The organism is Hubeiibacter jixunmingi (assembly GCF_041928215.1).
Classification (GTDB): Bacteria; Pseudomonadota; Gammaproteobacteria; order Pseudomonadales; family Moraxellaceae; genus Acinetobacter.
Map to the genome: position 1 here is coordinate 1 of NZ_JBHFHK010000021.1, position 12,200 is coordinate 12,200.

The window sequence follows — 12,200 nt, forward strand, 5'->3', positions numbered from 1 at the left end:
CTAGTATCATTTGTCGGTAGTCTTGTGAGTATGCCATAGTTATATTGTACCAATTTTATTTTTCTTTTGCTATATCTATCTGGCTGCAACAATAATCAATTTGCGTTAATTGTCAACACGCCCTATTATGGCAGGTTTAAAAAATATCGTTGGTGGTGAGCTTAAAGGCTATACCGAACTGCTTGAAGAAAGCCGCCAAGAGGCGATGGATCGTATGCTCACAAAAGCACGTCAATTGGGTGCAAATGCGGTAGTCGGCATTCGTTTTTCTACATCAAATATTACCGCAGGTGCATCCGAATTATTCGTGTATGGCACAGCAGTCATCGTCGAGCCTGAAACGCCAAAAATGCCTGATCCATTTGCTCGTGCTTAAACTAAATAGGTGAGTGATGGAAGCATATATTTTTCAAATCATTGTTTTTCTTTGCCTATTTGCCATTGGACGCTTTTTTGGTCATCGCACTGAAGTCAAACATTTGGCAGAGCTTGAGCAAAAAGAACGACGATTACAACATATTATCCTACTGAATAGCCGTTTTACGGTTAGTCATGGGGCAGGGCAGATGATTAGTAGCAATGTGGTGATTTCACATGATTATTTTAAATATGTAATTGCCAGTATTCAAAATTTCTTTGGTGGACGTTTGACCAGTTATGAAAGCGTGGTAGAACGTGCTAGACGAGAAGCCATCGTGCGACTAAAGCAAAAAGCCTTTGAACAAGGCGCGACCAAAATTTTGGGTTTACGCTTAGAAACCATGGATATTGGTATGCGACATGGCGGTATTGTTGAAGTCTTTGCCTATGGTACAGCAGTGAAGGAATAGTTGCCAAGCCCTATATTTTTTGTGGATAAATGCTTATACTAAAGCAAATTAACTTTGATATTTGATTGTTATGATTGATGCGAAACTTTTAAGAAATCAACTTGATGTTGTCAATGCCGCTTTGGCAAAACGCGGTGTACAATTGGACGCGGCAGAATGGGCGGAGTTAGAAAATCGCCGTAAAAGCCTACAATCTTGCACGGAACAACTGCAAGCAGAACGTAACAGCGGTGCAAAACAAGTCGGCTTGCTGAAAAAATCAGGCGGCGATGCATCGGAAATCATGGTACGTATGCAAGCCATTGGCGATGACATCAAGCAAGCGGAAAATGAATTGGCTCAATTACAACTTGAGATTGAAAATAAATCATTATCTATTCCAAACTTACCTGATGACAGCGTGCCAGCAGGTCAAGATGAAAATGACAATGTTGAAATCGCCAAATGGGGAACACCACGTCAGTTTGATTTTGAACTCAAAGATCACACTGATTTGGGTGAAATGATGGGCGGTTTGGATTTTGCTTTGGCGACCAAATTAACAGGCTCACGTTTTAGCGTACTCAAAGGCAATCTGGCTCGTTTACATCGTGCTTTAACACAATTTATGCTCGATACGCATACGCTGAAAAATGGCTATACCGAAGCTTATGTGCCTTATATGGTCAATAGCGACAGTATGCGTGGTACAGGTCAATTGCCTAAATTTGAAGAAGATTCTTTTAAATTACAAGGTGAAAAAGAATATTATTTGATCCCGACTGCTGAAGTGCCAGTGACCAATTTTGTGCGTGATGAAATCATTGAAGCCGACCAGTTACCATTAAAATTTGCTGCACATACGCCATGTTTCCGTAGTGAAGCAGGTTCTTATGGACGTGATACCCGTGGTTTAATTCGTCAGCATCAATTTGATAAAGTAGAAATGGTGCAAATCGTGAAGCCTGAAGATTCAATGCAGGCTTTGGAAGAATTGACAGGTCACGCCGAAGGCATCTTGCAAGCATTAGAATTGCCATACCGCAAGATTTTGTTGTGTGGTGGTGATATGGGCTTTAGTGCAGTGAAAACTTACGACTTAGAAGTATGGGTGCCGAGCCAAAATACGTATCGTGAGATTTCAAGCTGTTCAAATATGGGCGACTTCCAAGCACGCCGTATGATGGCTCGCTATCGTGCAGATCAAAAGAAAACTGAATTGGTGCATACTTTGAATGGTTCAGGTCTTGCAGTGGGTCGTACATTGCTTGCAGTGATGGAAAATTACCAACAAGCCGATGGTTCAATTGCGATTCCAAAAGTATTGCAACCTTATATGGGTGGTATGACAGTCATTGCTTAATTGATTTCTTAATACGGTGATAGGCAAAAGACAGCTCTTTTGCTTATCATGTGCTAGATTTACTTACGTTTTTATATATTTGTTTTGATAGATAAGTGCTGAATAAAAATAGAGTAAAATACGAGTAAAATTACAATAAAGTACTGAATAACATTAAAAAATCACTATTGTAGATCAAGAATCATCTTTATGATGCGACATATCTTATGTCACTGATTTTATGCATTGTATTCATGAAAGCATTAAAAATCTTCTTAGCCTTTTTGTGTTGTGCGGTCATCGTTTTAATGGTTGCATGTCAAAATTTAAAACAAGCGACTCAGCAACCAACATTGACTGCCAGTCTGATTAATGTTGCTGTAAATCAACAATGCCATGCTCAAGTCACCGCAAAGCCAGAATGGCAGGGATTTAAACATTTTGATGAACAAACCAAGCAGAATATGCTAGATCGTTTGTGTGGTTGTGTGGCACGCCATGCACCTGATGCGATGAGTCTATCTGAGCTTGCCCAAGCCAGTACAGATGAGCATTTTCGCCAACAACTGGCAAATAATGTAGTATCTTATACAATTGACGCATGCGTGATGGAATTTGGTGCGGATGATGTAGCAGATGAAATATAAAAAAAACGCATCAGATAAGATGCGTTTTTTATACTCAAGCTGGCTTAAAGTTATTTCAACTTTGCAAGCAGCTCCTCTTTACTTAAATGACTTGATTCGGCATCACGGCGGCCTTTATATTCAAATGTGCCATTTGCCAAACCTTTCTCACCAATCACAATACGATGTGGTACACCGATCAATTCAAGATCAGAGAATTTCACACCTGGACGCTCATTACGATCATCAAGCAACACATCATAACCCAAACCTTGCAATTCACTATACAATTGCTCAGCCGCAGCCATCGTTTCAGGTGATTTGTGGGCATTCATTGGGACGATTGCCACTTGGAATGGTGCAAAAGCCATCGGGAAAATGATACCTTTGTCGTCATAGTTTTGCTCAATCGCGGCGGCAACCACACGCGTCACACCAATACCATAACAACCCATGGTCAAAATCACTGGCTTACCATCTTCGCCTAGCACGCTACAATTTAATGCTGAAGAATATTTATTGCCCAATTGGAAAATATGACCGACTTCGATACCACGTTTGATATGAAGTGTACCTTTACCATCTGGTGATGGATCGCCTTCAACAACGTTACGTAGGTCATAAACTTCGCTATATTGTGCATCACGTTGCCAGTTTACGCCTGTTGCGTGTTTGTCATTTTGGTTTGCACCTGCGACAAAGTCAGCAACAACAGAAGCCGCACGATCGACAATAACGTGAATGCCTTTTTCGACCAAACCTTGTGGGCCTGTAAAGCCAGCACATAAACCATATTCAGCCAATTGCTCTTCTGTTGCGAATGCCAATGGGCTAGCAACCAAATCATGCTTTTCAGCTTTGATTTCGTTCAACTCATGATCACCACGCAAGAATAAAGCCACTACAGGTACTTTGCCTTGTTCATCAGCGATGCCTTGTACTAATAAGGCTTTAACCGATTGTTTATGATTTGTTTTGAGGAAAGTGCATACGTCATCGATAGTCTTACAGTTTGGTGTATCGACAATCGTCAATTCTTGACTGGCAGCAGGACGCTCACCAACCAGAATGGCTTCAGCTTTTTCAATATTGGCTGCATAATCAGATTGGTCAGAGAAGACCACATCATCTTCGCCACTTTGTGCCAAAACATGGAATTCGTGTGAACCATCACCACCGATCGAACCTGTGTCTGCTTGTACTGGACGATAGTCCAAGCCTAAGCGATTGAAAATGTTGCAATAGGTTTGATACATCACATCATAAGTTTCTTGCAAAGATGCTTGGTCGATATGGAATGAATAAGCATCTTTCATGATAAATTCACGAGAACGCATCACACCAAAACGTGGACGGATTTCATCACGGAATTTAGTTTGAATTTGATAAAAATTGACTGGCAATTGTTTATAGCTTTTAAGCTCATAACGTGCCAAGTCGGTAATCACTTCTTCATGGGTTGGACCGAGTACGAAGTCATTATCGTGACGGTCTTTTAAGCGTAATAATTCTGGACCGTATTCTGTAATACGTTTAGATTCTTGCCACAGACCTGCAGGTTGCACGACAGGCATAAGCACTTCCATCGCACCAGAACGGTTCATTTCTTCACGGATAATGGCTTCAATTTTATTGAGTACACGTACGCCTAAGGGTAGCCAAGTATAAAGTCCAGATGCAAGTTTACGAATCATTCCCGCACGTAACATTAATTGATGCGAAATCACTTCAGCATCATTTGGTGTTTCACGCAGTGTTGCAAATAATAGACGACTGGCACGCATGTGTTAATACCCATCAATATTGAAAAATAAGAGCATGATTATACGCAAAAAAAATCAGCCCGCATAGTCAATATTGTCCAAGCAACTAGGCAATTTGACGACTTTGGGCTGAATATTAGAAAAATCTAAACATTAATTCATGCTTTGTAAGCGACGGATAATTTGATCGAACTTGGCTGCTTCGTTCTGTTGCATGGTGCGTAAGCTAGCGATATTCGCATTTGTATTGCGAATCATGGCATCATTGGTGCGAATGTTGGTTTCGATATTGGCAGGAATAGGCTTTCTTTGACTAACAAAAGATGCTCTTTGTGTATATAAAGTCTGCTGTGCCGCTTGAGTACGTGCCAAAGCTTGTTGTTGCATATCAATTTGCTTTTGTAGGCTGTTCATCATTTCGTTTCTTTTTTGTGTCGCATAAGCAACATTGCCATAAGCACGTTTGATAATGAGATCTTGACGAGCCTGTTCTGCTTGTGCAGCACGCTGTTGATTACTACGTTGATCACTACCGCTGTTATAAGCAGGGACAACACGAATCAATGACATATTGCCGTCTAATTCTTGATAACCACGTTTGATCATTTCAGGTGTCACTGTACGGCTAATACTTGGCGTACCAGAGCTATTCGTATAACGATAATATTTGGCACCATTTGCAAAAGTTTGGTTACTTGCGAGAGCTGATAATAACATCACGCTGCCTGCAACCAAAGCTCGCATGCCGTGCTGGAATCTAGTATTTTTAGTGTTAAAAAAGACTGACATGAGATAAAACCACAAATGGAGACAATGGCGTATTGTGTCTTTTTTTTAGGCATGATGTCAAGTTTTATCTGCGTCTCATTTTTGTCATAACTTCATGAATTATAATAATATTTTTTTGTTAAAATGTGACATTTCTTGTCGGAATGAAATGATAAATTGTCATTAACTAACAAAAAACGCCACATTTTCTAAGAGAGCGTATGATTATTATTGTCTAATCCACGTTTGGTTGCGTCCAAGTGCCTCAAAACCGACAAAACCGCGTAAAGTTAGACGATTTGCGGTAGTGTTGCGAATGGTGCTTTTATAGACTTTCCCACTCAATGGGTCAACAACTGTACCACCTTCATAGGTATTTTCACGCGTAGCAGATTTTTTCATACCATTTAAAATGGTCATTCCCAAGATTGGTTTTCCTTTTAATGCCCCAGCACAGTTATCGCATAATGCTTTGGGTACATAATTTGGACGCGGTAAAATTTGAATGATTGTGCCAGAATATACACCGTTGCCATCTTTTTTAATTTCAACGACAGCTTTTTTAAAACCTGTGGCATCGTCAATTGTTACCCATTTACCCGCAATATCATTATCGGCAAAACATAAACTTGAAACGGCAAGCAGACCTGCGGCAACCAAACCCGTAGATAATTTTTTCATCGTAGTGCGTTCCTTTATCAATAAAGCTATCTCGCTTAACTTTATATTAAAGCTTATTAAACCATCAGTAAACTTTTAGGAAACACTAATTTGGTGTCGTGGATTACATTAATTTTTTAAAAAGTGATTTATTTCACAGTTTTGTAAAAAATATATGCATTTGCATCACATTAAGACAACAGCTTAAATACGACAGGCAGCCAAAATGCGGTAAATACGGCATTTACCGCCATGCCAAAAGCAGCATAACGTCCTGCTACGACACCACGTTGCCAAGCTTGTGCTGTGCCAATCGCATGTGCTGCCAATCCAATCGCTAAGCCTGCTGCACGTTCATCCTTGATATTACGCAAAATCCAACCTGAACACGCTGCACCGATCACACCTGATAAAATCACAATCAATGTGACCATCAATGCATCAGAACCTAAAATACTTGCAATATTTAAAGCAATCGGTGTCGTCACTGCACGCGTAGCAAATGCCAAGACCATTGGTTTAGCCATATGTAAAGCGACTGCCAAAAGCATTGGCACACCCACGGCAGTTAAACTGGCAAAAATGAGAATGCCAATCATAGGTCTTAATGGCAAATCATCTAATCGCATTGATGCCAATGGAATCGCCAAAGCCACGGTTACATAGCCGAGTAGGTGGCTAAAAATACCATTGGTATGTTTTGCATAAATTTGATAATCCCACTTCATCAGCCACAATAAACCAACTAACCAAAATACCACACTCACAATAATCGGAACCTTGGGTAAATATTTTGTAGTTTGCTTGCCAAGCAGATAAGCAATAAATGTCATGACAAATGCAATCAAGATCAAAGTCGAGTCAGATAAATTGCTAAACATTGTTTATGTCCTATACTTAAATATTTGATCCGATATTTTTAATTCAGCCACTTTTTCGCCATCTTGGCATAAATCCACATAGGAATAAGCGTACTGACCACCAAGATAAATAAAAATGCGGGAATCTCTTTACCCATGCTAAGTAAGATTAATAGTGAACCACCCGAAATCGGCAAAAAGGCAAATAATCCTTCACGCATGATACGGTTATTCGCTTCAATCAATCGTGGCGATAAGTTGGCAAGATTGCGGTAAATCACCAAAGCAATTAATAAGAAAAACAACCCTGCTAAATTACCCAATTCAGCATGACCGAACAACGAGAGTAGCCATACTGCGCTTTCTCTTACCACAATAATCAAAATCAGTGTAAGAATTAATGCTTTCCAATCAATAGCGCTTTGCATGATAGTATCCTATTAAATATACCTTGCTAATTTTCCTTGAAAAATTGGCAAGGTGTCTGCTTTTAGACTAAAAAATCAATGACAAATAGACTCTTATGAGTAATAGATTCAAAATAAAAGAGCTTAACTTTCAGTATGTTGTTGCAACTTTTGTACAGTTGCATGATCGCATACGTGCTGTATATCGACATGATATTGACCGAGCAATAGTGACAGTTGTTTTAGGGTCATCTTTACAGTCAATAAGAGCTGACCTTGTTCGTCATATTGCTCTTGTACGATTGCTTGACGCTTTTTGAGCTGATGATAAAACGAACCATATCGCTGTGCATCTAACTTAAGCTGAAAAGTTTCTACTTTTCCATAAATCAGTTGCTGAATAGCACTGCGTAAATCATCTAGGCCTGCACTCGTTTTGGCGGATACATAGACTTTGATGGGGGTATCGGCATCTTGATAAATGACTTTGGCAGGTTCGCCACTGGCATCGATCTTGTTATACACTTGCAAAATACGTTGCGTCGCACCAATATCTTTCAGTACATCTTCAACAGCTTGAATATGCACAGGATAATCAGGATTACTGGCATCAATAACATGTAATAACAAATCTGCTTCTAGTGTTTCTTCCAAGGTCGCATGAAAAGAATCAACCAAATCATGCTGTAAGTTTTGAATAAATCCTACGGTATCTGCCAAAATAACACTACCTAGGCCAGCCCATTCAACTCGACGTAAAGTTGGGTCAAGCGTGGCGAACAGCTGATCGGCAGCATACACATCGCTATCGCTTAAGTAATTGAATAAGGTTGATTTTCCTGCGTTGGTATAGCCTACAAAAGAAATGGTCGGCATGGCGGCTTTTTGGCGTGCGGCTCGCCCTTGCTGACGGGTTTGACGAACTTTTTCCAGCTTGTCTTGGAGTTGGCGAATACGTGTACGAATTAATCGGCGGTCGGTTTCAAGTTGAGTTTCACCAGGCCCTTTCATACCAATCCCCCCTTTTTGCTGGGCGAGATTAGCAAAGCCACGAATTAGTCGGGTTGATAGATGTTTAAGCTGTGCCAATTCAACTTGTAATTTGCCCTCATGCGTTTTGGCACGACGTGCGAAAATATCCAAAATAAGACCCGTGCGATCAATCACACGACACTTAAATAATTGTTCAAGATTGCGTTCTTGGCTTGGTGTCAAGGTTTGGTCAAAAATCACCAAGTCAATTGCCATATGTTTGATTAATTCTGCGATTTCTTCTGCTTTACCTGTACCCAATAAATATTTGGCTTCTGGGCGTGAGCGTTGAATATGCAGATGCTGCACAATATCAGCTTCAGCAGATTGTGCCAGCAAATAAAATTCATCACGATCTAATGCCGTCATCCCATAAATATCAAGACTAACTAAAAGCGTTTTTTCAGGCTGCAAATTTTGTGTGGTATAACCTGTAGTTTTGCTACTTTGTGTTTGCTCATCTAATTGTTCATCATCAGCAAGATGGTCTGAATTATAAATTGAATCGTTCATGTTTTGCTCCAAATGAAAAATATGAATTATTGAAAAAACCACCAAAATCGAGGACTATTTTGCAGAAAGTCATTCCAATTTTGTAGTCTAACATTAAAATGACTAAAATTTTTTAATTAAATAATCATTAATAACAATAATTTAAGATTTAAAATAATAAAACTGTAAAAAAAGTGTAGATAAAGTGTAGCCAAAACCTATAAAAAGATTGTAATATTTAGTCACACAACGACAGCACAACGGATTGTTAGCGTAAGAGAACAAGAAGGAGTGCTACAAAGACGGACATGTTTTTAATTTGTATAAGGCGGAATTCAGTGATGAAAAAAACCCAACTAGCGTTTATGATCTTATCTACAGTGACTGCAGGTAGTGCACTTGCAAATACACCTGTAGTGACAGTTCCTGCAGCAACTACAGTACCGACTGTTGCACCTGCTGCATCAGGCACAGCTCAGCAACCGATTCGTCTTGACCAAAATACCATTGATGTATCAGGTGTTACTCAACCTAACCTTGGTCAGAATGCGGGTCTTCCTACAACGACAACAAATAACACCAAAAAAATATTACAAAGTGCTTCAGGCGTGACACTAGAGTGGAACGGTGCGTTATTCGTAAACGGCTCTGTGAAATTTGATGGTGCTGATGATGGCAGCAACTACTCAGGCATCAAAGAGCTACCGACTGACGGGAAAAAACCGACTCGCAGATTTGGCGTTGATGAAGTTTGGGCTGATTTAACAATCAAAGCATCTAAAGAGCTTGATGGCAAAGTAGCAAGTGCTGTGATGAATATGCGTTTTGACCAAGAATCTAATAGTAAAAGCAAAATGTTCTTGCGTCGTGCTTATTTGAACTATGACAAATGGTTATTAGGTCGTGCTACGACGGAGTTTTATGATGGCTCATTCCAACCATCGCATATCAACTCTGACTTAGGTGCAGGTGGTTATGGTGCTTATATGTTGCGTTATAGTGATCGTTTGGATGACAAGACCAAATATTCTATTGCTGTAGAACAACCACTTGATCCTGATTACCGCTCAGGTGCTGTACCTAACGTTGTAGGCCGTATCCAAAGCGAATTTAATGACAAGACCTATGGCTCTTTACGTGGTTTCGTTGGTCAGACCAAAGACAATAATCGTAAAGACTATGTTGGCTCAGGCAAAAAAGCAACATCTTGGGGTGTGGGTATTGGTGCCAGCCATAAACCTACAGACAAGTTGACTGTGTGGGCGGATTACAGCCATGTCAAAGGCGATGGTAACTATATGGGTTATGCCAACTCACCATTTACTTTAGACCGTACAAAAAACAAGTTAGTAGTGGGCGAATTTGATGATTTGATGTTGGGTGCAAGCTACACACCAATGGACAAAGTCACTACAGTAATGAGCTATGCTCAGTTGCAATCTAAAGCAGGCGACTTCGCACGTTTAAATCCAGATCAGAATAAGCGTTTACAACAGGCGGCAATTTCTGTTTGGTATAATTTCGTACCACCAATCAATATCGCTACAGAATTTAGCCATGGTAAACGTACAACGTATGCTGGTAAAACAGGTAGCGAAAACATGATTAACTTCTATATGGACTACTCATTCTAATCTATTTTATAGTGAGTAAAAAAGCAGATAAGACCAAGGTTTTATCTGCTTTTTTTATAAAGAATGAAAAATTAAATTTCATCATCTTTATAAGGGTTTTCGATGCCCAAGCCAGCTAGGATTTCAATTTCCAAACTTTCCATTTCTTCAGCATCTTCTTCACTGGTTTCATGATCAAAACCAAGCAAATGCAATACACCATGTACTAATAGATGCGTGAAATGTTGTAAAGGTGTTTTACCCTGTTCAGCTGCTTCCTGTAATACTATAGGAATACAAATCACCAAGTCACCAAGCGGATAAGCTTCCAATTCATCAACAATATCTTCAGGAATTTCACTGGCAAAAGACAAAACATTGGTTGGCTTATCTTTTTGGCGATATTCGAAGTTCAACTGCTGACTATGAGCAACATCCACACAAGCAATTCCAATCTCATAATCAGGGCTGTCAAATAAGCTGACGACTTTTAAAACCACTTGCTGAATGTAATCTTCATCAAGTACTAAATCAGGAGAAGTAAAGTCTTGTTGTAATGATAAATTAACGTGCATGACTTCCCCTTATTCATTCTCATTGGCTTGATGCTGTCCGTCAGCTTGACGATCATTATCAGCAATTAATGCTTGTTGCATGGCTTTACGTTCAGCACGTTTCTCAGCAGAAATACATTGTTGCTCATCATCAAAGACTTCATAAGCTTCAACAATTTTTTGTACCAACTGATGACGTACCACGTCACGAGAATGAAAACGTGTGATATGAATCTCGTTGATCTTTTCTAAGACTCGCAAGGCTTGAGCCAAGCCTGACTGTTGTCCACGTGGTAAGTCCACTTGCGTGATATCACCTGTGATCACTGCACGTGAACCAAAACCTAAACGCGTCAAAAACATTTTCATTTGTTCAGGCGTGGTGTTTTGAGCTTCATCCAAAATCACAAAAGAATGGTTCAGCGTACGCCCACGCATATAGGCAAGTGGAGCGACTTCAATCACTTGACGTTCGATGAGTTTTGCTACTTTTTCAAAGCCAAGCATTTCATATAGAGCGTCATATAAAGGACGTAAATAAGGATCAATTTTTTGGGTTAAATCGCCAGGTAAAAAGCCCAATTTTTCCCCTGCTTCTACCGCTGGGCGTACCAACAAGATACGCTGAATTTCATTACGTTCCAACATATCGACCGCAGCGGCAACCGCAAGATAAGTCTTACCCGTACCAGCAGGACCGATACCAAAAGAAATATCACTTTGTAAGATGCGTTGTACATAACGACGCTGATTGGCACCGCGTGGATTGATTCGCCCTTTGCGAGTCTGTAGATATACATCCATCGGTGCTTCACCATCGCTATCCACTTGGTGTTGCTCGCTAAAATGCTCATCAAGATGACGTTCAGTCTGGCTCGCTTGGATAATCAAATGTAGCTGGTCAGCTGTAATAGCTTGATTTTCGGATTCTTCATATAGTCTTTGTAAAATTTGTTCCGCCTGTTGTACATTTGCCAGTTCGCCTTCGATGGCAAAGTGTTCGCCACGTTGGGCAATAGATACATTGAGGCGTTGTTCGATTTGTTTAAGGTGGCTTTGGTAAGGGCCGAGTAGGCGTTTTAGGTGTTCTAACACGATATCATGAAATGACAAATGGCGTTGAATACTAGCTGTCAAGAGCGTTTCCTTTAATAAGTAATCGTTAAGTCATGCAATAATTATGCACAAATAGCATCTTAATACTGTGTGTTTTGATTGTCAAATTCAAGCAAGCATAGCGTAATACTTTTGTCATGATTAAGCATTAATGAAAA

Annotated in this window: 12 protein-coding genes and 1 pseudogene; 5 read left to right on the forward strand and 8 right to left on the reverse strand. The window is 40.0% G+C overall.

Annotated features, from left to right (window positions below; translation table 11 throughout):
• Positions 1-118 precede the first annotated feature (118 nt).
• The 4 genes and pseudogenes from ACEYX7_RS04830 to ACEYX7_RS04845 all read left to right on the forward strand — a co-directional run.
• A pseudogene (locus tag ACEYX7_RS04830) lies at positions 119-376 on the forward strand (YbjQ family protein); the annotation flags it as partial.
• A gap of 16 nt (positions 377-392) precedes the next feature.
• Positions 393-830 (forward strand): YbjQ family protein, encoded by a 438-nt coding sequence (locus ACEYX7_RS04835; protein WP_374900261.1) that lies wholly within the window; start codon positions 393-395, stop codon positions 828-830.
• Positions 831-900: 70 nt separating this feature from the next.
• Entirely contained in the window at positions 901-2,172 is a 1,272-nt protein-coding gene (serS, locus tag ACEYX7_RS04840; RefSeq protein ID WP_374803417.1) for a serine--tRNA ligase, read from the forward strand.
• Between the two features lie 233 nt (positions 2,173-2,405).
• Positions 2,406-2,798 (forward strand): hypothetical protein, encoded by a 393-nt coding sequence (locus ACEYX7_RS04845; RefSeq protein WP_374806720.1) that lies wholly within the window; start codon positions 2,406-2,408, stop codon positions 2,796-2,798.
• Positions 2,799-2,848: 50 nt separating this feature from the next.
• On the opposite strand, the gene ACEYX7_RS04850 is transcribed toward ACEYX7_RS04845, so the two are convergent.
• The 6 genes from ACEYX7_RS04850 to hflX all read right to left on the reverse strand — a co-directional run bounded on the left by ACEYX7_RS04850 (position 2,849) and on the right by hflX (position 8,780).
• Complete coding sequence (locus ACEYX7_RS04850) at positions 2,849-4,561, reverse strand: proline--tRNA ligase (RefSeq protein ID WP_374803411.1); 1,713 nt, start codon at positions 4,559-4,561, stop codon at positions 2,849-2,851.
• A gap of 132 nt (positions 4,562-4,693) precedes the next feature.
• Positions 4,694-5,329, reverse strand: coding sequence for a hypothetical protein (locus tag ACEYX7_RS04855; protein WP_374803409.1), 636 nt, complete (start codon positions 5,327-5,329; stop codon positions 4,694-4,696).
• A gap of 207 nt (positions 5,330-5,536) precedes the next feature.
• Positions 5,537-5,989: a DUF2147 domain-containing protein gene (locus tag ACEYX7_RS04860; RefSeq protein WP_374806723.1), complete on the reverse strand. Its 453-nt coding sequence runs from the start codon at positions 5,987-5,989 to the stop codon at positions 5,537-5,539.
• A 170-nt stretch (positions 5,990-6,159) separates the two neighbouring features.
• Positions 6,160-6,849: an LrgB family protein gene (locus ACEYX7_RS04865; protein WP_374803405.1), complete on the reverse strand. Its 690-nt coding sequence runs from the start codon at positions 6,847-6,849 to the stop codon at positions 6,160-6,162.
• Positions 6,850-6,887: 38 nt separating this feature from the next.
• Complete coding sequence (locus tag ACEYX7_RS04870) at positions 6,888-7,256, reverse strand: hypothetical protein (protein WP_374803403.1); 369 nt, start codon at positions 7,254-7,256, stop codon at positions 6,888-6,890.
• Between the two features lie 123 nt (positions 7,257-7,379).
• On the reverse strand, positions 7,380-8,780 hold the full coding sequence (gene hflX / locus ACEYX7_RS04875; protein WP_374803401.1) for a ribosome rescue GTPase HflX: 1,401 nt from the start codon (positions 8,778-8,780) through the stop codon (positions 7,380-7,382).
• A gap of 320 nt (positions 8,781-9,100) precedes the next feature.
• On the opposite strand from hflX, the gene ACEYX7_RS04880 reads away from it, so the two are divergent.
• Complete coding sequence (locus ACEYX7_RS04880; RefSeq protein ID WP_374900262.1) at positions 9,101-10,393, forward strand: DcaP family trimeric outer membrane transporter; 1,293 nt, start codon at positions 9,101-9,103, stop codon at positions 10,391-10,393.
• A gap of 71 nt (positions 10,394-10,464) precedes the next feature.
• Here the strand turns inward: ACEYX7_RS04880 and ybeY are convergent, their stop codons facing one another.
• Complete coding sequence (ybeY, locus tag ACEYX7_RS04885; RefSeq protein ID WP_374803397.1) at positions 10,465-10,947, reverse strand: rRNA maturation RNase YbeY; 483 nt, start codon at positions 10,945-10,947, stop codon at positions 10,465-10,467.
• A gap of 9 nt (positions 10,948-10,956) precedes the next feature.
• Positions 10,957-12,063, reverse strand: a complete 1,107-nt coding sequence (locus tag ACEYX7_RS04890; RefSeq protein WP_374900263.1) for a PhoH family protein — start codon at positions 12,061-12,063, stop codon at positions 10,957-10,959.
• Positions 12,064-12,200: the final 137 nt, after the last annotated feature.